The sequence below is a fragment of the Bdellovibrio bacteriovorus genome (genome assembly GCF_001592755.1).
GTDB classification, from domain to species: Bacteria; Bdellovibrionota; Bdellovibrionia; order Bdellovibrionales; family Bdellovibrionaceae; genus Bdellovibrio; species Bdellovibrio bacteriovorus_E.
In genome coordinates this window covers 1-21,879 of record NZ_LUKF01000009.1, presented here as the reverse complement: position 1 = coordinate 21,879, position 21,879 = coordinate 1, and the positions used below count along the sequence as shown (strand labels likewise).

The following is a 21,879-nucleotide window of genomic DNA, read 5'->3' as shown; positions in this document are numbered from 1 at the left end:
CACCTGATTCAAAACGATAGATACGAAGGACCTTGTGAATAAAAAAAAGCCCAGCGAAAGCCGGGCTTTTTTAATTCAATTCTAAAATTTAAATTAGAAGTTGAAAGAGTAAACTGCAGATGTGATAGCAGCAGAACCTGCAGCTTCATCATCAAACCAATTCCAGATTTCCATGCGCTCGATACCTAGAGCACCCGCGCCGCGAGGCAATTTGATTTGACCACCGAAACGGAAAGAAGGACCGAAAACAGTTTTGTCGTCAGCGCCATCCATTTTGATCATAGAGATACCAACACCTGGAGCCATGTAGGCATTTACATTGGATGCATCAACAAGCTTGATCAAAGAGTGACCACCGAAAGACAAGATTTGCGGAATTCCCGCATCTTTCTTTTCAGTTTGCAAGAACGCGTAACCACCGAAGGCACCTTGTTCTTGGCTGAATTCCAATCTGCCGCCAATGTTAAGCGCAGAGCTGCTCATACCCAAGCTGATGCTTGCAGTGTTTTCGCCGTTAGACGCTACAGAACGAGCTGGAGCTGGTCTTTGAGCAAAAGAAACAGATGAAACAAATAAACATGCTACAACAAAAAACTTTTTCACAGTAGTACCTCCTCAGGTAGCCGAACTAGATTTGTCAGGAACCATGATTTTGGCAACAACAAAATACAAATTATGCTCAATATCAATATTCTAGATGCGCTCTAAACGGGCATATTTCACGACAAATTTCTTCACCGTATTATCCGTGAACATCACGCTGACCTTAAAGTTTTCACCGGTTCCTTCGGTCGCATACACAGTGCCCGCTCCAAAAGTGGGGTGACGAACGCGCATGCCTTTGGTGAATTGACCACCTTGAGATCCTTCATTTTCATAGTCAGGAAAGGCTTGGCTATCATCGAAACTTTGTGGACGTGCTTTGTTACGATCCGACGCCAGCGAACCCCAGCGAGGACTGTCGAAGGCTCCATCAGCATCGTAAGAACTAGAGCCATAGCGTGAAACAAAGCGAGGTCCTTCGGCAATAGCCGCTTTGAAGTCCACGTACTCTTTCGGAATTTCTTTGATGAAGCGTGAGGGAGGATTCATTTGCTCTTGGCCCCACACGCGACGCATTTTGGCGTAAGTCAGCCACAACTTCTGGCGCGCGCGAGTCATGCCCACGTAAGCCAAGCGGCGTTCTTCTTCAACATCTTCTTCACCATCGCTATCGAGGCTTCGACCACTTGGGAAAAGGTTTTCTTCCATCCCTACAACAAAGACGTAAGGGTATTCCAAACCTTTTGAAATATGCAAAGTCATCAACGTGACAGAGTTCTGTTCTTGATCCAAAGAGTCCACATCGCTGACTAGAGCCATCTCTTCCAAGAAGCTTGTCAAAGTTCCTTCGTCACCGCGCTCTTTCGCAAACTGGGCAATGGCGTTGTCGAGTTCTTCTAAGTTTTCGATACGAGCTTGCGCTTCTGGAGATTCGTCTTTTTTCAAGTTCAGCAAATACTCTGTGCGATCCAATACGATGTGATAGAAATCGACAATCTTGAAATTCAAAGCATTGGCTTGCAATTCATCCATCAATTCCAAGAATCGACGGATCTTTCCTGTTGTTCCCGCATTGAAAATGCGATCATCGCAGGCTTTGCCCGCAGCAAGGTACATGCTGGTTCCGTGTTGAGCAGCGTACTCTTCCAGTTTTTCAATCGTCGTCTTACCTATTCCACGTGCGGGAACATTGATGATACGTTTTAGAGCAATATCATCGGCGGGATTGATCGCAAGCTTCATGTACGAAAGAATGTCTTTGATCTCCATGCGCTCATAGAAGCGCACGCCGCCCACCAGGCGGTAAGGGATGGCCAAAGTGCGCATCTGCTCTTCAAGAACACGAGACTGCGCATTCGTACGATAGAAGACAGCGTAGTCATTGTAAGAGCCTTCGCCCTCATTCATCATTGTCTGGATGGTTTTTGCGACAAACTTCGCTTCATCGTATTCATTTTTTTCTTCACGAACATGAATCAAGTCACCAGCATTGTTTGAAGTGAAAAGAGTTTTATCTTTTCTTTGCGAATTGTTTTTAATCACCGAAGTCGCGGCATTCACAATGTTAGCCGAAGAGCGATAGTTTTCTTCAAGCTTGACGACTTTGGCTTCTGGGAAGTCTTTTTCAAAATCCAGAATGTTTTTAATATCCGCACCACGCCAGCTATAGATCGACTGATCCTCATCACCCACAACGCAAAGATTGCGATGAGCCTTCGCCAACATCTGCACCAAAAGATATTGAATGTGATTGGTGTCTTGATACTCATCCACCATAATGTAACGGAATTTTTCCTGATACATTTTTAAAACGTCAGGGTACATGCGGAAAAGTTCATAGGTCTTCATTAACAAGTCGTCGAAATCCAAGCTGTTCGCTTTTTTCATTTCGACTTCGTAGGCCTTATAGACCTCAACCGTTTTTGCATCCATCAAGCGCTTCGCATTTTTTTCGAAAGCTTCGGGCGAAAGTCCCATCATCTTGGCGTTGCTGATACGGCTTTGGAAGTTTTTCGCGGGATACATCTTGTCGTTGATATTCAGAACCGTCATAACCTTTTTGATTTGGCTTAACGTATCTGACGAATCATAGATGCCGAAGAAAGGTTTATAGTCGAGCAAAGTGATGTGCTGACGAAGCACGCGCACGCAGAAACTGTGGAAGGTGTTGATCCAAAGTTGAGTGCGAACATGCGCGCCCATCTCAGAAAGGATCTTGTAAATACGATGCTCCATCTCTTTGGCGGCCTTATTGGTGAAGGTCACGCAAAGGATCTCATCGGGGGCGGCAACCCCTTGGCCGATGATATTGGCCATGCGATGGGTAAGGACCCGGGTCTTTCCCGAGCCGGCACCCGCTAAAATCAGTAAAGGCCCCTCAAGAGTTTCGACAGCGTCTTTTTGCGGAGGGTTTAAATCTTTCGTAACAAAATCAAGTACATCCATGGCTTTTCCTCGTCACAAGAGGGGCCCCTTCCAGAGCCCTTTCACTGTCGAACCTTTAGTGGGACTGACAAAGTTTGTCTATCCCTAAGTTTTCATTGAGTTTTTTGCCTATTTTAACTATAACTATAACGCGTTTGGTCAATAGGTCTTAGGGACCTCCCGTTTATAGTGCTTAGAGAGGACTTTGTGAAGAACGTTTTCAGTCGGATCATAGCAGCAATTTCAGTATCTGTGTTGGCAGCCTGTGCGCCGCAAACAGATTCTGCTACGGAAACGGGCAGCGTCCGAGTTTTAGCTCCTATGAGCAACTCGAAAGGCTCCTACTCTCTGGATATATTCGAATTGAAGGGCATCACGGATCTGCAAACCGTGGCTGGCAAATTTGTGCGTTTCTTCTTAAGCCCTCGCATCGCCAATAATCAATTACAAGGTTCCGCTCCACAAGGTCGTTTCATTAAAAATTCGGATGGAGCTTTCATTCCTGCCAATGAAATGACTCAGCAATTGGTTACGATCTATGCGCACACGCAAAGACTGGCTCTTTTGGATGAAGAGTTAGGGGCTGGTGGAGTGAACAAGTGGCCTCGCGACGTCGGTGTCGCAGTGAAGGTCCGTGGCGGTCTGACGAACAATGCTTTCTATGATGGCAACACGGATTCAATGCTTTTAGTTCCTTATTCTTCAGAAGGTCTTCCGATTCCCATCAACGGTGGAATCTTGGCGCACGAACACTTTCATTCTTTGTTTTATAAACTGGTGATGGGAGATGAGCGCGCGCAAATTCATGATCGTGAAAACTTCTTAGAGCGCGCGATCGTAGAAGATCTTTCTGTTCGTCACCGTCGTCTTCTGCCTATCAGCACTGGCGAAGAGATGAGCGAAGCCCAAATGCATATGTACTATCACCTGGCGATCATTCGCGGTTTGAATGAAGGTCTTGCTGACTACTGGGGCTGGATGTATACGGGCGATCCGGATTTTATCGCGCAGTCTTTGCCTTCTGAAAAAGCCACGCGTTCTTTAAAAGTGCGTGACGAAAAGTCTGTGAACTCATTGCCATCAGCAGACAATATCAAAAGATCTTTAAATATCTTTTATTCAGGAGCCGCAGATAAAGCGCGTTTCTCTGATTACGTGACCGGCTATGCTTATTCATTGGGAACACAGTTCTCTCGCGTTCTTAAACGTTATACTGACATTTATTCTAAAGCGCGCGGAATCGAGGACCTGCAAGCACGTAAAGACATCGCTAAGTTGATCGTGAAAGTGCTTCCGAAAATGAAAGACGACTTCGATAAGCTGGATTTGAATTACTATACCGCCGACAAATTTATGAAGTCGATGTTCGCAATGAATGAGTCTTACCGTGAAGAAGAATGTCAGTTCTTGGCCGAGGTTATTTCTTCTTCCGCACTCACGACGGAAGAAGCCGTGACTTGCGAAAAAACGGCAGAGTCTGAATTCAAAATGGTTCCTAAAGTGGAAGTCGCTCCCGTTGAAACGCCTTCTGTCACAGAAAGCAGCTTGCAATGAGAGTTTTCATTTTCCTAGCGTTGCTAATTTCCTCGTCGGTGAGCTGGGCCCAAGAATCACGCGCAAGAATGCCGAGAGTCGCACCGGAAGTTCCTTCTTACTTAACTCTGAATTTGATCAACCCTGAAATGCGCTATGAGCGAGCCAACTCGCAAGAAATCGAAGACGTTAAGCCTTTGAATTTTTCTTTTGGTTATCAAAAAAAGCGTCTGAGCTTTCTGGCAGAATACGCACGCTATTCGGAAGACTCAGGAAACGCGACTTCAAATATCGAGCGCACTCATCAAGAGCTTTTAGTATGGGGGCGCTATCATTTAATAAATAAAGTGAAAAACGAGTTGTCGGGTGCCGTGTATGGAGGCGTTGGACTTGGTGGCTATCAAGAAGAAGTGAAAACGACCTTGATGGGTGACAGCCGCAGCGATAAAGAAAATATCAAGATGATGTCAGGACTCTCTGTGGGTACTGAAGGAGCTTACCAATTGCAAAACTTTGGTTTTGTTGTCGGCATTGAAGGTCGTGCGCTTATCGCTTCGGACTTCGACCCAAATCCTGTGTGGAGTGTCGTCATTCGTCTTGGTGTGCGCTTCGCTCTCTAACCATGGTCTAATGTTAACAAAGTTGTTTCCACGTTCCGTGTTCTCGCGAAAAATGAGGACATGAAAACATATTCTTTATTCATCTTAATCACATTATTCAGTGTTATTACCGAAGCAAGAACATGGCAGAAGATAGACATTCCCGGAGCTCACTGCGGAAACGGGCAAGTCTATAGCGTCTATCTTGATCGCAAAGATGATGACAAGCTTCTGATAGAATTCATGGGTGGGGGAGCGTGCTGGTCCGAAGGCACCTGCTACGGTTCAAGCCCTTTAACGCGTCTTTCGCCGTTACCCGGAGATCCACAAACGACTGTGATGGCGCAAGAAAAGCCCGGAAATCCGTGGCAAGAGCATTCGGCTCTTTTCTTCCCTTACTGCACAGGCGACGTATTTGCGGGCACACACGAAGCCCACTATAAACCCGGTGCAACTCTTTATCATACGGGGGCCACGAACATCGCCGCGGCTTTTGCATACTTAAATCAACAAAGAGTCATCGACTTCAAAAACCTTTCTGATCTGACCGTGTGGGGCTGGTCTGCGGGCGCCATCGGCGCTCTTCTTCATACGGAAACCATGCGACCCTATTTGGTAGCGAGCACACGTAAAACAATCATCGCTGACAGCCCGGGTCTGCACTTTGGAAAAAACTTTTGGAAGAAGTTTACGCCGGCATTGACCCAAGATTATTTGGCGCAATTTGCAAAGATCGGATTGATAGCATCTGTCGACGATGGATTTATCGCTCCACTGATGGGACCTGTCTTCGCCAAGTTATCCGACTGGAATATCGGCATCATGCAATCGACGAAAGACATGGTGATGTCGATGGTGTTTGGCAATATTACGCCGGAATCTCATCGCGCGCTCGTGTTGGGACCTTCAGGAATTGCCATGATCGCGGCACCTTTCCCGAACGTAAAAACTTGGATTGCTGATGTCGTGACGCATACCTTTTTGCAAAGGGATCAAACGGCGACGGTCAAAGATATGAAGGGTGAAACGGCGTGGGATTTTGCCTTAAGAGTGTATGGGATAAAGAAAAACCCCGTGATTTCTCACGGGGTTCATCAGGATTTGAAAAAAACGATTAGTGTCTCTGTTATTCAGTGATTCGTTGAACGATCGCTGAACCTACTCTGCTTTTCGTAAGAAGTTCAGTGCGGTAAGACTGAGCTTCTTTTTGAGTCGCAAACTGACCTACGCTGACGCGGAAGTATTGTTTGCCTTTGATATTAGCAGGTACGTAGAACGCGCTGTAACCTTTGCCTTTAAGATCTGAAGCCAATTTTTGAGCTTCGGCTTCGTCTGTGTAAGAAGCTACTTGCACAGTGAATTTTCCAACAGTGTATTGCGCTACATCCTTTGGAAGTGAAGAAGGAAGACGCTCTTCTTTAGTCACTGTTGCGGCTTTTTCCGTCGCTTCGTGAGTTGTTGGAGCTTTTCCAGAAGCGATGTTCTTCGCTGCGGAAGAAGGCTCTTCAGTTTTAGTTACTGGAGAATGTTTGTCACCTTTAGGATTTGCAGGCTTCGCTGTTTCAGCTTTTGGTTCTGTCTGAGTTTTTGTTTCAGCCACTTCACCGTGAGCATCGTGACCGACAGTTTTTTCGTCGTGAGAAGCGCCGTGGCCTTCTTCACCATGAGGAGCCGCAGGAACCGGAGCCACTTCATCAGCTACGAATTCTTCTGCAAGCTTTGCGATCTCTTCATCCGTCATCTGACCAGATTTAGTTTCGCCATGACCGTTGTTAACAGACGCTACTTCACGCTCGCCATGAGCATTGTTTTTTTGCGGTTCAAGAGCCGCCAATTGATGTTGGTTGTCACTGTACTTTTTGCCAACGAATGTTCCTACAGAGAAGAACAACAAAGAAACAAAGAATACTATCGAAAGTTTCACAACCGCGTCTGTTTTAGAACTCATTTTTTCAATCCTCATGTTTAAACTCACTTGAGTTAATATGCTCTGATTTTTACAAAGCATCTCTAAAGTTTAAGGCCCTTCCTTTGGCCCTTCAATCATGTTAGCTTTAAGTCTCGGAACTGGTCAATAATCAGAAGAAATGTTCAAAGGGAAAACCGTGGAAAATGGCGCAAAATCAATGGATTGGAAGCAGGTCTTAAGTACAGCAATCAAGGCTGTCAGCTTGGGACGGGAAGTGCTTCTCAATTATTTCGGTAACTTAGAACATATCGAAGAAAAGTTCCAAGCAGGTCTAGTCAGCGAAGCCGACAAAGAATCAGAAAGAGTCATCGCAGAGCATCTTAAGAAAAATTTTCCGACAATTGAGTTCTTGGGCGAAGAAAGCTTTGCCGCGAAAAGCGCTCCCGGGGCGAAGGTCGAGGTAAAACCTGCGGGGCCTGAAGGTCGTTGGATCGTGGATCCATTAGATGGAACAACAAACTACATTCATCGCTTTCCGATTTTTTGTATCAGTCTTGCATTAGAAATGGATGGAAAAATCAAGCTCGCTGTCATTGATGTTCCTATGTTGAATGAAACTTATACGGCGATTCGCGGCCAGGGAGCATTTGTTAATGGCCGTAGGCTTCGTGTTTCGAAAAACCAAGAATTCAAAAAAGCGCTGCTGGCAACGGGCTTTGTGGCAGAGCACGAGCATGTGATTGCCGAACAGCTTAAAATCTTTGATGAGATTGTTCGAAAATGTCGTGGTGTGCGTCGCCCAGGCGCTGCTGCTTATGACCTGACTCAAGTTGCTCGTGGAGTTTTCGACGGCTATTGGGAGCGCAATATTCAACCTTGGGATGCGGCCGCGGGTATTCTCTTAGTTGAAGAGGCAGGCGGTATTATCCAAACGTATAAAGGCGAAGAGTATCATCCCTATAAAAACTCAATCGTCGCGGGAAACCCCGCCATCGTAAAAGAAATTCAAAACGTCTGCCAGAAGCATCTTCAATCGCAGACACAGTGATCGCCTAGGGGGCACAATTCGTTTTGTGCATAATAAAAAGCTTACTATGCCCGTTTAAGTTTTTAGTGGCCTCGGATATAACGAGTCCATCAAAAGCGAGGACATACTATGAAGAAGGTCATAACTTTTATTCTTATTGCACTGACAGGCTCTCAAGTTTTTGCGGCGGATTCTTGCAAGCGTAAAGTTGTTAAAGCGGCTATTCAACAAGCTCAACTGGATCGTGAAGAATCAGAAATTCAACATCCCGTATTGCACCTGTTATCTTCCGAGTTTCAAGGGGACCGATTGATTTCGGTTTATGAAGCCGATCTTTTACACTGCACACCTGGAGATTTAGATGCCTGCGGCAGTCTGACTTATGAAGTTGTGACAGCAGAAACGAATTCTTCGTGTCAGGTTCTAAGAATTTACATGACCGGCGAAGAGTAGCTTCAAAGCTTTTTTAAAATGGAGACCGCGACTTGTTTGCCAGTCTCCATGGCGCCATGAACGGTGCCTTGGGCGGATCTTTTAGCAAAGGCTTCACCAGCCAACCAGATCTTTTCTTGCAGGGGTTCTGTGATCCGATGACGGGATTTTTTTCTTTCAACTCCAGTATAGGAATAAGCACCTAGACTAAAAGGATCGCGGCTCCAGTTATAGCTGTAATAAGCTTCTAAGTTTTCAATTAAATAGCTTTGTGATTTTCGCGTGATCTTTGAAAGAGTCGAGAGGGCTTTATACGCCCGTTCTTGGGCCGTCCACGTTGCCATTTCCCACGCCTTCGGCCCGCCTTGCCACGCAATCAAGATGTTGTTGTGAATAGGCTTTTTCGTCCACCATGTCGGAAAGTAGTGCTCGGGGCCGGTGCGCATGAAGACCACCGGCTCTTTCGAAAGCTTTTCCCAGAAGCGTTCTTTGAATTCAAAAATAATTCGTTGAACATGACCCATGTGGTAGCCCTGCAAGGCTTCAGTTATTTCGGTCAAAGCAGGAGCAAACTCTATTCGGGAAAGCGGTTGATTGTTTTGTAGTACCGCAAGCGGAACCGTGACAACCACGTGTCTTGCCTGAAATCGAATGTTTTTCTTTTCGTTGGTGTTTGCGGTAATGATCACGTTTCGTTGGGACCATTCTATTTTTTTAACAATGTGCTGAAGGCGAAGAATTTGTTTTGCTTTCTTTCCCAGCATGTTTTCAAAATAGCTCGCGTATCTTTGCAAGGGTCGAAACGCACCGTCGCCACCGATTTCGCCTTCATCTTCTTGCTCGGCCAGGGCTAAGGATTTTTCGCCGATCAGCTCGATATCAGCTCCTTGAAAGCCTTCGACATAAGCAATAAATGACTGGCGGTACTCATCGGGCACATTTTTAAGCGTCTTTAAAAAATCAGCGACACTTCGGTCTGTCTTAGGATTTGCATTGAGCTTGTTGATAATTTTGCCAAACTCTTTGTCGAAATTTTTTAATGGTATCAGCGAGCGGCCCTTTAAGAACAGATGCTTTTCCGGAGCAGTTACAAAAGAGCCTCTTTGTTCTTCAATCAAGTCATGAAGAATCGGATGAACTCCGTGCAGGAACTCCGCACCCAATTCAACGGGTTCGACGTCGTGGGGTAAAGAATAAATGCGACCGCCCACGCGATCACGCGCCTCAAGAACACAGACTTTTTTGCCAGCGTCTGAAAGATGACGGGCGCAGGTCAGACCTGCAGCGCCGGCGCCCACAATGATGACGTCATAGACTTTACTTGCGGTCATATCTAGATTTTAAAATAGGCGAAGAAGACGAACAGTTGAATTAACGCGGAAGTGTTGATTCTCAAAGAAGACGACAGCAGGTCGCTGTCGTCTGAAATAGCGTATTACTTTTGAATGCGCAGGCGGTAAGAACCGAAATTTCTAATTTCTTTTTGGTAGTAACCGTTAGAAGCGCGAACCTCAACTGTCGCACGCACGATCACTTCAAAGTCTTGAGGATTTTCAGATGTTTTATTAACGCTCAAAGACTGCGTTTGCACACTCAAAGTTTCAACGTCAGCCAAGTTTAAGACCGAAACCACTTGATAGTTTTTATCAACAACCAAAGCTTCGTAATTTGAATACGTCAATTCGACTGCGACGTTGTTATCCGCAACGTAGTTTTCACGAGATGGATTTGTGTCCATCACCCAGCGTGAATCTTCACAACGAACCACAGAAACTTTCAAGGAAGCATCAAGGTCTTTTTGCGAGTCTGTCGCGCTGATCAATTCAACTTGAATGGCCTTGTTTCCCAAAGAACTATTGGATTTTTGATTTCCTTGGCAGCGCACGACGGAACCGTCGAAAGTTTTGTAAAGCTGAGCCGTTTCAGCAGATGCCAGTTGAGTTCCCAATAAAGCGGCTAGAGTGATGAAAAGTGTTTTCACGAATGCTCCTTGTAAGGAGGTAGTGATAACAAAACCTTTCATCAAAATAAAGGGAACTTCGGAGGGCTTTGAAAGGTTTTTCAGGGCGTCTAAGACTTAGGCTTTTCAGCGGCGAAAATACCGGTAATTAATACGAGTTTTAATGCATTTGTGAGATAAGGAGGCGACTTCGACGCCGCCTCCTAGAGTGCCCCCTTAGTGAGAGAGCTTGTTTTTCATTTTATCAATGCCTTGGTTTACCTTATCTGCGCCTTCGCGGTATCTCTCTTCCATGGACGACATAAGATCGTTCACTTGCTTAGAGGCCTCTTCTTTGCTTAAGCCCATTTTTTGTTGAACTAGACCACTCAACGCTTCGGAGTTGCCTTTAGTTCTTTGAATTTCATCGTCGGTGAGCTCGCCCCATTTTTTGCGAATCTCGCCAGAAATCTCTTTAATTTTTCCTTGGAAAATGTCCTTATTCATAACGACCTCCTGGTTGAGTTTTCTGTAAATAGGAGACCGTGGGGGAGGCAAACAGTCAAATCTTCGCGCCAAAACTTTGACTACTGTCAGAGAATTTCTTCTCGGTAACATTTTCCTGGGCGGCAAAATTTGCCTTAGATCAAATATGTTGGTTGCGATCTCCTGGACCTCGACCATGGTTGCGTTGGCATCCGAGTTGCTTTGTTTTCTGTCAGGACCACTCTGTGGTCTTTCATCATGGAGGATGAATGGCTGAAGAAAAAGCGGCAGCAGCGGAAATGTCAGCTCCGAGCGGGGGATCTGGACAAAAGCCTATTCTACTTATTGCCCTAGCGGTTATCAATATGTTGGTAGTCGCTGGCGTGGGTTTTATGCTTTATCAAGGTAAGAAAAAAGAAGCAGCAGAACCTAAGATTGAACAAGTCATTAAAGGTGAAGCCGAAGCGCAACATAAAGAAGCCACGGAAGAAAAAGAAATCGTGGGTAAGGTTGTGCCTTTAGAAACATTCATCGTCAATTTAGCGGGATCAAAAGGCCGTAAGGTCGCGAAAGTAAACATGGAACTTGAGGTCAAAGGTGACCACGTTCTTGATGAAATCGAAAAGCGCAAAGCGCAGATCCGCGACATCATCATTATTATTCTTTCTTCGAAGACTTACGAAGACGTCGCAAGTCGTGAAGGTAAAGACGGATTAAGAAACGAAATTAAAGACACGATCAACTCTTTCCTGGTGCAAGGAAAGATTTCAAACGTGTTCTTCACTGAATTTATCTACAACTAAGGCAGGACTATGAATCAGGTTCTTTCACAAAGTGAAGTGGATGCTCTGTTAGCCGCGGTCTCTGACGGAGATGTCGCGTCGTCGGACACGTCCAAGCCGGAAGCGCAGAATGTCGGTAAAGTGGATGAGCGTAAGATTGTTTCTTACGATCTTACCAGCCAAGATCGTATTATTCGTGGTCGTCTTCCTCAGTTGGAAGTTATTTACGAAAAATTCATGCGTGCTTTCCGCGTTTCTTTGTCCTCCGCGCTTCGTAAAATTGCCTCCATCACTTTAACTTCCACTGAGTTTTTAAAATTTGGTGAATTTATTAATACGCTTCCAATGCCGACGTGCATGAGCGTTCTGCGTTTTGGTAACTTGCGCGGTTCAGCTTTGTTCGTGATTGAAAGTAAATTGGCTTACGCTTTGGTCGACAGTTTCTTCGGCGGCGCAGATCGTCCGTACACGAAAATTGACGGTAAAGATTTTACGCCGATTGAACTTTCCATCGTACAAAAAGTCGTGGGTTTGGCGATCAACGATCTTGAAGCGGCATGGGCTTCTATTGAAAAAATCGGTTGCTCTTTTGTTCGTACGGAAGTGAATCCGCAGTTCGTAGGTATCGTGCCTCCGACTGACGTGGTTATCGCTTCGACATTCGACGTTGAACTTGAAAACGCGACAGGAACGATTTCCATCGTTATTCCTTACGCGACTATCGAGCCGATCAAACAAAAGCTTTCAACGGGCTTCCAGGTCGAATCAGATCAAACGGACAAAAAACTTTGGACTTCGATCATTCAAGAACAACTTCTTGAAACGGATATGGAAATCAAAGTGAACTTGGGTGAAACAGAAATCAAACTTCGCGACATGATGAACTTGAAAGTCGGCGACGTGATTCCATTGGATCAGGACGCTTCGGGAGAGTTCGACGTGACGGTCGAAGGTGTAAAAAAGTTTAAAGGTTATTACGGAATCCATCACGGAACTGTGGCAGTCCAAGTGACTCGACCGGTGACAAAGTAGTAGGGGGATAAAATGAGTGACGATACATTGGACAACTTAGCAGATCAGTTGGTGGCGGAAGCAGCCGGTATGGCAGATGGCGGAGCTAAAAAAACTTCTGCAGCTCCAACAGGCCAAAGCGATCGCAACTTGAACTTGATCTTGGACATTCCACTCAAAGTTTCTGTGGAATTGGGCCGCACAAAAATGCCGGTGAGTGAGCTTTTGAATCTGACTCAAGGTAGCGTTATCGAGTTGAATAAATTGGCGGGTGAGCCGATGGAAGTTTACGTGAACGACAAGTTGATTGCACGCGGTGAAGCCGTGGTCGTCAACGAAAAGTTCGGTGTGCGTTTGACGGATATCATTTCTCCAGCTGAGCGCGTGGAACAACTTAAATAAGGTAGAGGTTTTAGATGCGTTTGTTGCTTTCTTTACTTTTTGTATTTTCGGTTTCTGCTCAAGCGGCGGATTCGGCGGCCACTTCTTCGGAACAAACAGAGATTTCTGCAACGGCAGAAACTGGAGCCGTGGCACATGAAGATGGCAAAATCGACAATCGTAAAGAATCCGAGATTCCATTGAACTTGGATAAAAATAAGAAAGCAGCATCAGAAGGCGGCGGTTTCTTCCGCATCCTTTTCACTCTTTCTATCTTGGGCTTGGTCGGAACAGGTGCTTTTATTTTCCTTCGTAAATACTCTGTTCCTAAAGCTAAGAAACACCAAACTCAGATCAAAGTTTTGCAACAGCATTTCCTAGGTCCTAAGAAAAGCTTGGCCATTGTTCGCGTAGCCGGAGAGTCGATCCTGATCGGAGTGACGGATCATAACATCTCTATGATCAAATCTTTGTCCTTGCTGGACGAAGAAGTGCCTGAAGAAACTCCGCAAAGTTTCGGAAAGGTTCTAGGTTCAAAGGCTTCTTTCGATGAAGATTCTCAAGAAGAAGCTTCAGCTCCTCGTAAAAAAGTAGCAGCGTCTATGGAAACGGATGATGAGTTCGCGATCAGCGGCATCAAAGATATCGTTTCTAAACGCCTTAAAGGAATGAGGTCTCTTCAGTGAGAAAAATGAATTGGACTCTTTGTAGTCTTGTACTTTTGCCCCTTGTTCTTTTGATCAGTTCTTCCGCCTTTGCACAAGTCACACTTCCGACAGTGAATTTGGGTTTCAAAACAACAGACAACCCCAATGAGGTTGTGAACGCGGTTAAATTGATTTTGATCATGACGGTGCTGACTTTAGCGCCGGCGATCCTCATCATGATGACGGGTTTTACTCGTATCATCATCGTTCTTTCTTTCTTAAGACAGGCGATGGGTGTGCAACAAATGCCTCCAAACCAATTGTTAGTGGGTTTGGCATTGTTCCTGACTTTCTTTGTGATGCAACCCGCTTTCAATGAAATGAATCAAAATGGAATTCAACCTTACTTAGCAGGAAAAATCTCTCAGGATGCGGCGATTGAAAATACGCTCGCACCTCTGCGTAAGTTTATGTTCCATCAAACGCGCGATTCGGATTTAGCTTTGTTTATCAAGCTATCTAAAATCGATGCGCCTAAAACACGGGCGGATGTTCCGACGATGGTTTTGGTGCCTGCGTTTGTCGTCTCTGAACTTAAAACAGCCTTTCAAATCGGCTTTATCATCTTCCTTCCATTCCTCGTGATCGACATCGTCGCGTCCAGCGTTTTGATGGCGATGGGTATGATGATGCTTCCTCCGGTAGTAATTTCATTACCCTTTAAGATCATGCTCTTTGTCCTTGTGGATGGATGGGGTCTTCTCATCGGTTCGATGGTTAAGAGTTTCGGGTAGAGGTGAAAGATGACAGACGAATTAGTAATTAGACTTGGACAAGATGCTTTAAGAACAACGGCGATGCTCGCAGCTCCGCTTTTGATCAGCACACTGGTCGTGGGTTTGGCCGTGAGTATTTTCCAAGCGTTGACTCAGATCAACGAGGCGACTTTGACGTTCATTCCAAAAATGATCGTGGTGGCTTTGGTCTTTGTCTTAGCCGGCCCGTGGATGATGGACGTGATGAGCACATACACCGTCAATCTTTTTGAAAACATCGCTGTGATGGTAAGGGAATAGATGATCAACTGGAGTACGATGACAGAGGCACAGATTCTGCTTTTTGCGCTGGTTTTCCTGCGCATGATCGCCTTTGTCATTTCTTCAGCGGTCTTTGGTTCTCCGACAATCACAGTTCCGATTAAAGTTCTTCTTTCTATCGTTTTAAGTGTTCTTTTATTCCCTTTGGTGAAAGTTGGAAACGTCGATTACGCTTTAGTTTCCAATGAAATCATCGGCTTAGCTATCCGCGAACTGATCGTCGGATTAAGCATCGGATTTTTAACCCGCCTGTTCTTCTTCGTAGTCACAATGACAGGGGACTTGGTTTCCATGTCCGTGGGTTTAAGTGCATCTCAGATGTACAACCCCATGTTGGGCAGTAACGGGAACGTTATTGATCAATTCTATTCAACTTTAGGTACATTGGTATTTTTAGCTATTAACGGCCACCACATGCTTATTAGCGCGATCGCGCAAAGCTACGATCTGATTCCAGTCAGCTCGCTTTCTCTGAATGTGGGGCCCTTCGCCGAAATGGCCGCCTACGGCCAAGACGTTATGATTATGGCAATTAAGATGTGTGCACCGGTGATGGTGACCATCCTGTTAGTAAACGTAGCGATGGGGATCTTAGGAAGAGCAGTTCCCCAGATCAACGTCTTGGTAACAAGCATGCCCGTGACAATCATGATTGGTATGGCGGTGGTGTTCCTCTGCCTGCCTTTGATGACAATGGAAATGCAAAGTGTAGTCGATATCACTGCTAGCAAATTGTTCGCGGTGATGAAACACTTATAGTAACAAGCTTTTAAGTTCTAGGAAGGAACGAGATGGCTGCGGAAAACGGCGAAAAGACCGAAAAGGCGACGCAGGCGAGACGGGAAGAGTTTCGCAAAAAAGGAAACGTCGCCCATACAAAAGAGCTGGCGTCAGCGGCATTATTGCTTGCTGCGGCTGGTGGCGTGTATGTTTTGGGTCGCTTTTTCTTCAAGAACTTCTACGAACTTTTCCAATACTCATTCGGTCAAGACATGGTTGTGCTAGTACGTGAAGGAAAGTTCACGGAAGCCTTCCGCTTTAACGGTGAAAAAGCTTTGATCTTGATCGCCCCTGTTGCGGGTATTGCGGGCCTTATCGGTGCGGTTTCTTCGCTGGCGCAAGTTGGTTTCTTGCGTGTGGAAGATGCTCTTTCTCCTAACTTTGAAAAAGTGAATCCCGTAGAAGGTTTCAAACGCGTTTTCAGTCTTCGCGCTGTCGTAGAGGCTGTTAAGTCCATTCTAAAAATGGGCGCGGTGGGCTTGGTTCTTTATTTCCTTCTTCGTGGTGAAGTTCGTCAAATCCCTTACATGCTGACATTCTCTGTTGAGCAGATCTTGATGTACCTAGGTAGCATCGTCGTAAAGCTTTTGGGCGGGGTTGGTGGAGTGATGCTGGTGATTGCACTAGCGGATTATTTCTATCAACGCTGGGACCTTGAAAAGAAAATGATGATGACCAAACAGGAAGTCAAAGAAGAGCACAAGCAGCGTGAGGGTGATCCCATGATCAAATCACGCATTCGTCGTATTCAACGTGAAATGGCGAGCAAGCGTATGATGGCGGAAATTCCTAAAGCCGACGTCGTTATTACAAATCCCACACATATTGCGGTTGTTCTTAAATACACGGACAACCTTCCGGCTCCGCAAATCGTGGCAATGGGTGCTGACCACGTGGCGGAAAAAATTAAAGAGATTGCGCGCGAAAACAATATCCCGATCGTGGAAAACAAACCACTGGCGCGCACGATCTTTAAGACACTTAAAATTGGACAAGTTATACCTCGAGAGCTCTTTGTCGCGGTCGCCGAAGTGCTTTCATATGTTTATCGTTTGCGTAGGAAGAAAAGATAATGGATCAACTGTTTCAGTTCTTAAAGCGGTTTGATAAAATTACCAAGAATACCGATCTCTTCATTGCGTTCGGTCTTTTGGCTATTTTGGCGGTGATGATCATCCCACTTCCACCGTTCATGTTAGACATGTCTTTGACTTTCTCTTTAGCGATCAGTGTTTTGATCCTGTTGGTGGCTATTTACACCGACCGCGCTTTGGATTTCACATCTTTCCCATCACTTCTGTTGATGACGACTTTATTCCGTTTGTCTTTGAATGTGGCGACCACGCGTTTGATTCTGACTCACGGACATGAAGGGGAAAAAGCGGCGGGCTCGGTGATCGCGTCTTTTGCCAACTTCGTTGTCGGCGGAAACTACGTCATCGGTTTTGTGATGTTCATCATCCTGATGGTCATCAACTTCATGGTTATCACGAAGGGTTCTGAGCGCGTGGCCGAAGTCGCAGCTCGTTTCACTTTGGATGCGATGCCAGGTAAGCAAATGTCGATTGATGCTGAGTTGAACTCAGGTCACATCACAGAAGCGGAAGCTCGTAAACGCCGTAAGCAAATCGAAGGCGAAGCGGATTTTTACGGTGCGATGGATGGTGCCTCGAAGTTCGTTCGTGGTGATGCCATCGCCGGTATTATTATCACTATCATTAACATCTTAGGTGGTTTGGGTATCGGTGTTATTCAAAAAGGTTTGGATATCGGTACGGCCGCTAAATACTACACGATGTTGACGATCGGTGACGGTCTTCTGTGTCAGATTCCCGCGATCGTGATCTCAACAGCGGCCGGTATCATCGTGACTCGTACTTCAAATTCAGACAAAGACGTCGGTGAAGAAGTCACAGGACAACTTTTTGTTAAGCCACGTGCGGTGATGATCGCCGGTGGTGTGTTGATTCTATTGGGTCTTATTCCCGGTCTTCCAACAGTTCCATTCCTCGTCATGGGCGGTCTTCTTTGCGGAACATCTTGGGTTATCAAGAAAGCTCGCTTGGAAAAAGCGGAAGCTGAAAAGAAACAATCCGATGCCGCTTTGACGGCCCCGAAAAAAGAAAACATCGAAACAATGCTTCCACTGGATATGGTCGAACTCGAAGTGGGTTATGGTCTTATCAATATTGTGGAATCAGATTCTAGTGGTGATTTGCTTGAACGTATTGTCAGTATCCGTAAGCAGTTTGCTTTGGATCTGGGGATCGTGGTTCCAAGTATTCACATCCGCGACAACTTGCAATTGGCGCCGGGGGAATACCGTGTCTTGATTAAAGGAAATAAAGTCGGTGGCGGACTTCTTCGTCCCGAATCCTTGTTGGCGATGGATCCAGGAAATGTGGCAGAACGCATTGATGGTATTGCGACGAAAGAACCTGCCTTCGGCCTGGATGCTCTTTGGATTTCTCCAGCCCGCAAAGAAGATGCAGAGATCGCTGGTTACACAGTGGTGGATTTGCCAACAGTCATGGCGACTCACTTAACGGAAATCGTTCGTGCTCATGCGCATGAGTTGTTAGGTCGTCAGGAAGCTTCTACTTTGATTGAGAACTTTAAGAAATCTCATCCTAAAGTCGTCGAAGAACTTATCCCAGACATGTTGTCTTTGGGATCGGTGGTTCGCGTATTGCAAAACTTGTTAAAAGAGCAAGTGTCCATCCGTGACCTTCTAACGATCTTTGAGACTTTGGCGGACGAGGCTCCTCGTAATAAAGATATCGAAGTTTTAACAGAACAAGTTCGTAGGAATCTTGCTCGTGGTATCACGGCAAAATACACAACAGATCAAGGCAACATTCCAGTGATGACGTTGCATCCTATTATTGAGGAATTGATCGCGAACTCGTTGCTGCAAACAGAGCAAGGGGTTCAGTTGGTGATGGATCCAAATACGGCGCATCGCTTGATCAATGAAATCGCGCGCACCGTAGAAAACCATCCCGAAGTGGCAAGTCAGCCGATTCTTCTGACAAGCCCGACTTCGCGTCGTCATTTGTATAAGCTTACGTCCCGTTTCATTCCTCAGCTTGTGGTGCTTTCGCACAATGAGTTGACGTCAGATGCGGATGTTCAATCGGTTGCACTCGTGGAGATGAGCCATGCAGGTTAAGAAATTTGAAGCTAGAACGATGAAAGAAGCCTTAGAGATGGTCAAGACCCAGTTGGGACCTGACGCCATCATTCTTTCTGCCCGCGATAACAACAAAAGCTTTGGCTTGGTCGGGGAAGGCAGCGTGGAAATCACGGCTGCGGTTTCTGAAGAAACTTTGCAAAAAAAGAAATTTGCAGAGTCTCGCCTGCGTGAACAAGATCGCGAAAAATTCTTAAAAAGCCCGGCTCGTCAGCAAAAAGAGCTTATCCACAAGATGGTGGAAAAGCATGTGCAAAAGACCCAGCCGGCGGCACCCATCACTCAACGTCGTTACATCGATATCGAAGATGAAGCTGAACAACGCCAAAGAATGATGGCGGAAGAGCGTGTTCGTTCTGCGGCTCAACGCGCTTTGAATGCCTTCCAAGAGCAAGATGAGATCTTCTCTACAAGAGGCAATGCGACTAAAAAGGCTCCACAACAACCGGCAGTTCCGGCTCCTGTGGCTCGCGTGGTGATTCCGGCGCAAACTGAATCCCCAGAGATCGCGGCTCTTAAAAACGAAATCGCAAGCTTGAAACAAGTCATCACTCAGTTTCAGCAAATGCCGCAAAGCTTTGTAGGCACGCATCCGGGGGCGGACTACGGTATCAACTACGATTTAAGTTTCGTTTTTGAAAAGTTAACTTCTGCAGGCATGGCCAGAGAGATCGCGGCGGAAATTTTAACTACGGCTCAAGAAACCCTTCCGGCTTTGAAACTGAAAAACAAAGCTTTGGTAGAAGCATGGGTGGCTCGTCACGTTCTTGATAACACAAGAACTGTCAGCAATCCGACGGCGGGTAAAATTCATTGCTTCGTGGGACCTGCCGGTGCCGGTAAAACTTCGGCTTTGATTAAGATGGCAAGTCAGATGGTGGTCCGTGAAGGCAAAAAAATTGCTCTTTTCACAACCGATACTTTCAAAGTCGGCGCTGCTGATCAAATGAAGATATATGCACAGATTCTAAATGTTCCGTTTTCAGTGATTCGTTCACAGAATGATTGGACAAGTTTGATGCGTTATCTTCCCAACGTGGACTGCGTTCTTGTCGATTACACCGGCATGAGCTTGAAAAATCCGGACGAGATTCAAATGTTGAAGTCTCTTCTTCCGCCAGCGGCATTGAACCCGAATATTCACTTAGTTCTTTCTACGAATGTAAAAGATGCGGATGCTACTGAATTGGGACGCCGTTATTCGGGTATGAACTACAAGGATGTGATCTTCACTTCTTTGGATGAATCGACTCAGCATGGCTCTATTTATAACTTTATGAAGCGCTTTGATATCCCACTTCACTCCTTCGGAATTGGACCTCGTGTGCCGGAAGACTTTGAATTCGCAACTAAAGAGCGTCTTTTAGATTTGATCTTTAAAATCACGAAATTCAAACAACAGGATTCAGAAGCTATATGAGAAACGTGAACTCATTTAACATGCATAAAACACGCACTATCAGCATTACTTCCGGTAAAGGTGGAGTAGGCAAAACAACGATGGTGGCGAATCTTGCTTTAACCCTGTCCCAAAAAGGAAAAAAGGTTTTGATCCTGGATGGTGACTTGGGTATGGCGAACGTGGACATCTTTTTCGGAGTGAAACCTTCGGGAAATATCCATGACATTCTGGCGGGACGTAAAGAGATGAAAGACATCCTGACGGAAGTGTCTAAAGATGTTTTTCTTATTCCGGGCGGCAGTGGTGTTGTTGAGTTCAATCACATGAACCACTTCGAGCGTCGCGCGATGGTCGAAGCGGTGAGCTGTTTGCCACTGGGTTTTGATTATTTACTTATCGATACGGCTCCGGGCATCGCCGAAAATGTGTTGTTCCTGAACTCCGCAGCACAAACGGTTTCCGTAGTGATCACGCCGGATCCTTCCAGCTTCGCAGATGCCTATGCATTGATTAAAGTTTTAAACCGACAGTACAAAGTGAACCACTTCTCCATCATCTGCAATCAAGTACGCGATGAACAAGAAGGCTTGGGTCTTTATCAGCGTTTCAACGATGTTGTGAATCGTTTCCTCTACATTGGTCTGGATTATTGGGGTTCAGTTCCGAATGATGTGGTTTTGAAAAAGGCCGTGCAACAACAACGTCTCATAGTGAGACACGATGTGGGTGCGGAATCATCCAAAGCAATTCGTCAAGTGTGTAGTCAGATCGAGAAATCTTCAAAGCAAGTAGAAAGCACCGGGGGCATGCAAATGTTCTGGGATCAGGTCGTAGGGTTTGCATAGAAGAGAAAAACAGATTTGGACTTTCGGGCCACGAACCTGTTTGTTAACATAGTTTTTAAGAGGGAAAAATATGGGGAAAAATGCGGCATTGTTGAAAAAGTACAAAGAAGAGCCACGCAAGCTCGCTGCGAATCAAAAAGATGATCTTATCAGAGAATACGCGCCGCTAATTAAGTTCATCGCGCAAAAAATCGCCGTTCGTCTTCCCTCTAATATCGAATTGGACGATTTGATTTCTGCTGGTGTTATCGGTTTGATGGACGCCATCGAAAAATACGATTCTACACGTGATAATAAATTTAAAACTTACGCTGAATTCCGTATTCGTGGAGCGATTCTTGATGAACTTCGCGCCCAAGACTGGGTTCCACGTTCGATCCGTGATAAAGCCAAACTTCTTGATAAAACTATGGTTCAGTTGGAAGCGGATTTAGGCCGTACACCGACAGATGAAGAAGTTGCTAAAGCCCTCAATGTTTCGATTGATGAATTCCATGATCTAGTGAACCAAGTTCGTCCGGTCAGTCTTCTTCCGATCGATCAGGCAACAACGTTCAGCAACACCGACAAAAAATCCATCATGGATATTTTGGAAGGTTCACGCACGAACAGCCCTTTCAATCAATTGAATGTTAAAAACATCAAAGAAGTTGTCGCGCAAGCTATCGAAGAGCTTCCGGAAAGACAACGCCTTGTTCTTTCTTTGTATTACTACGAAGACTTGAACTTAAAAGAGATCGGTCAAGTTCTGCGCGTGACAGAGTCACGTGTATCGCAACTTCACGCTCAAGCCGTGGCTCGTCTGCGTGCAAAACTGGCAGCGACTATCGGTGCTGGTGAGCTTGAGAT

The 21,879-nt window shown here is 45.7% G+C and carries 22 protein-coding genes and 1 pseudogene; 17 read left to right on the top strand and 6 right to left on the bottom strand.

Features of this window, described 5'->3' with window-relative positions:
- Positions 1 to 93 precede the first annotated feature (93 nt).
- Together AZI85_RS06655 and AZI85_RS06650 are read right to left on the bottom strand one after the other, a co-directional pair.
- The gene (locus AZI85_RS06655; protein ID WP_063205139.1) at positions 94 to 603 is read right to left on the bottom strand and encodes a hypothetical protein; all 510 of its coding nucleotides are present in this window, start codon (positions 601 to 603) and stop codon (positions 94 to 96) included.
- A gap of 90 nt (positions 604 to 693) precedes the next feature.
- The gene (locus AZI85_RS06650) at positions 694 to 2,988 is read right to left on the bottom strand and encodes an ATP-dependent helicase (RefSeq protein ID WP_063243359.1); all 2,295 of its coding nucleotides are present in this window, start codon (positions 2,986 to 2,988) and stop codon (positions 694 to 696) included.
- 186 nt (positions 2,989 to 3,174) lie between these two features.
- On the opposite strand from AZI85_RS06650, the gene AZI85_RS06645 reads away from it, so the two are divergent.
- The 3 genes from AZI85_RS06645 to AZI85_RS06635 are packed head-to-tail and all read left to right on the top strand — an operon-like array spanning position 3,175 to position 6,236.
- A complete protein-coding gene (locus AZI85_RS06645; protein ID WP_063243358.1) occupies positions 3,175 to 4,521 on the top strand; it encodes a hypothetical protein in 1,347 nt (448 codons plus the stop codon).
- The gene (locus AZI85_RS06640; RefSeq protein ID WP_063243357.1) at positions 4,518 to 5,120 is read left to right on the top strand and encodes a hypothetical protein; all 603 of its coding nucleotides are present in this window, start codon (positions 4,518 to 4,520) and stop codon (positions 5,118 to 5,120) included. The genes AZI85_RS06645 and AZI85_RS06640 overlap by 4 nt, the downstream gene beginning before the upstream one ends.
- Before the next feature lie 60 nt (positions 5,121 to 5,180).
- Entirely contained in the window at positions 5,181 to 6,236 is a 1,056-nt protein-coding gene (locus AZI85_RS06635; RefSeq protein ID WP_063243356.1) for a pectin acetylesterase-family hydrolase, read from the top strand.
- On the opposite strand, the gene AZI85_RS06630 is transcribed toward AZI85_RS06635, so the two are convergent.
- Positions 6,226 to 7,047, bottom strand: a complete 822-nt coding sequence (locus AZI85_RS06630; RefSeq protein WP_253720884.1) for an SPOR domain-containing protein — start codon at positions 7,045 to 7,047, stop codon at positions 6,226 to 6,228. The genes AZI85_RS06635 and AZI85_RS06630 overlap by 11 nt on opposite strands.
- Positions 7,048 to 7,186: 139 nt before the next feature.
- Here AZI85_RS06630 and AZI85_RS06625 point away from each other — a divergent pair, with 139 nt between their 5' ends.
- Entirely contained in the window at positions 7,187 to 8,056 is an 870-nt protein-coding gene (locus AZI85_RS06625; protein WP_253720883.1) for an inositol monophosphatase family protein, read from the top strand.
- 108 nt (positions 8,057 to 8,164) lie between these two features.
- The gene (locus AZI85_RS06620; RefSeq protein WP_063243355.1) at positions 8,165 to 8,488 is read left to right on the top strand and encodes a hypothetical protein; all 324 of its coding nucleotides are present in this window, start codon (positions 8,165 to 8,167) and stop codon (positions 8,486 to 8,488) included.
- Positions 8,489 to 8,490: 2 nt separating this feature from the next.
- Here the strand turns inward: AZI85_RS06620 and AZI85_RS06615 are convergent, their stop codons facing one another.
- From AZI85_RS06615 to AZI85_RS06605, 3 genes are all read right to left on the bottom strand, one after another.
- Positions 8,491 to 9,798: a flavin monoamine oxidase family protein gene (locus AZI85_RS06615; protein ID WP_063243354.1), complete on the bottom strand. Its 1,308-nt coding sequence runs from the start codon at positions 9,796 to 9,798 to the stop codon at positions 8,491 to 8,493.
- A 104-nt stretch (positions 9,799 to 9,902) separates the two neighbouring features.
- A complete protein-coding gene (locus AZI85_RS06610) occupies positions 9,903 to 10,448 on the bottom strand; it encodes a hypothetical protein (protein WP_155723952.1) in 546 nt (181 codons plus the stop codon).
- Positions 10,449 to 10,643: 195 nt separating this feature from the next.
- Entirely contained in the window at positions 10,644 to 10,913 is a 270-nt protein-coding gene (locus AZI85_RS06605) for a CsbD family protein (RefSeq protein ID WP_063243352.1), read from the bottom strand.
- A 248-nt stretch (positions 10,914 to 11,161) separates the two neighbouring features.
- Between AZI85_RS06605 and AZI85_RS06600 the strand changes: the two genes are divergently transcribed.
- The 12 genes and pseudogenes from AZI85_RS06600 to AZI85_RS06545 form a co-directional block, all read left to right on the top strand.
- The gene (locus AZI85_RS06600) at positions 11,162 to 11,695 is read left to right on the top strand and encodes a flagellar basal body-associated FliL family protein (RefSeq protein WP_063205130.1); all 534 of its coding nucleotides are present in this window, start codon (positions 11,162 to 11,164) and stop codon (positions 11,693 to 11,695) included.
- Between the two features lie 9 nt (positions 11,696 to 11,704).
- Complete coding sequence (gene fliM / locus AZI85_RS06595) at positions 11,705 to 12,706, top strand: flagellar motor switch protein FliM (protein ID WP_063205129.1); 1,002 nt, start codon at positions 11,705 to 11,707, stop codon at positions 12,704 to 12,706.
- Between the two features lie 129 nt (positions 12,707 to 12,835).
- Positions 12,836 to 13,087 (top strand): annotated as a pseudogene (fliN, locus tag AZI85_RS06590) (flagellar motor switch protein FliN); the annotation flags it as partial.
- Positions 13,088 to 13,101: 14 nt separating this feature from the next.
- A complete protein-coding gene (locus tag AZI85_RS06585) occupies positions 13,102 to 13,752 on the top strand; it encodes a FliO/MopB family protein (RefSeq protein WP_063243351.1) in 651 nt (216 codons plus the stop codon).
- A gap of 5 nt (positions 13,753 to 13,757) precedes the next feature.
- Complete coding sequence (gene fliP, locus AZI85_RS06580; protein WP_063243360.1) at positions 13,758 to 14,507, top strand: flagellar type III secretion system pore protein FliP; 750 nt, start codon at positions 13,758 to 13,760, stop codon at positions 14,505 to 14,507.
- Between the two features lie 9 nt (positions 14,508 to 14,516).
- Positions 14,517 to 14,789, top strand: coding sequence for a flagellar biosynthesis protein FliQ (gene fliQ / locus AZI85_RS06575; protein WP_041870835.1), 273 nt, complete (start codon positions 14,517 to 14,519; stop codon positions 14,787 to 14,789).
- Positions 14,790 to 15,569, top strand: a complete 780-nt coding sequence (gene fliR / locus AZI85_RS06570; RefSeq protein ID WP_063243350.1) for a flagellar biosynthetic protein FliR — start codon at positions 14,790 to 14,792, stop codon at positions 15,567 to 15,569.
- A 32-nt stretch (positions 15,570 to 15,601) separates the two neighbouring features.
- Positions 15,602 to 16,663, top strand: a complete 1,062-nt coding sequence (gene flhB / locus AZI85_RS06565) for a flagellar biosynthesis protein FlhB (protein WP_063243349.1) — start codon at positions 15,602 to 15,604, stop codon at positions 16,661 to 16,663.
- Positions 16,663 to 18,762, top strand: coding sequence for a flagellar biosynthesis protein FlhA (gene flhA, locus AZI85_RS06560; RefSeq protein WP_063205124.1), 2,100 nt, complete (start codon positions 16,663 to 16,665; stop codon positions 18,760 to 18,762). Before flhB ends, flhA begins: the two co-directional genes overlap by 1 nt.
- On the top strand, positions 18,752 to 20,203 hold the full coding sequence (flhF, locus tag AZI85_RS06555) for a flagellar biosynthesis protein FlhF (RefSeq protein ID WP_063243348.1): 1,452 nt from the start codon (positions 18,752 to 18,754) through the stop codon (positions 20,201 to 20,203). The genes flhA and flhF overlap by 11 nt, the downstream gene beginning before the upstream one ends.
- The gene (locus tag AZI85_RS06550; RefSeq protein WP_063243347.1) at positions 20,200 to 21,030 is read left to right on the top strand and encodes a MinD/ParA family protein; all 831 of its coding nucleotides are present in this window, start codon (positions 20,200 to 20,202) and stop codon (positions 21,028 to 21,030) included. Before flhF ends, AZI85_RS06550 begins: the two co-directional genes overlap by 4 nt.
- Before the next feature lie 70 nt (positions 21,031 to 21,100).
- Positions 21,101 to 21,879, top strand: a 779-nt coding sequence (locus tag AZI85_RS06545) for a FliA/WhiG family RNA polymerase sigma factor (protein ID WP_063243346.1), incomplete at its 3' end; no start/stop codon positions are given.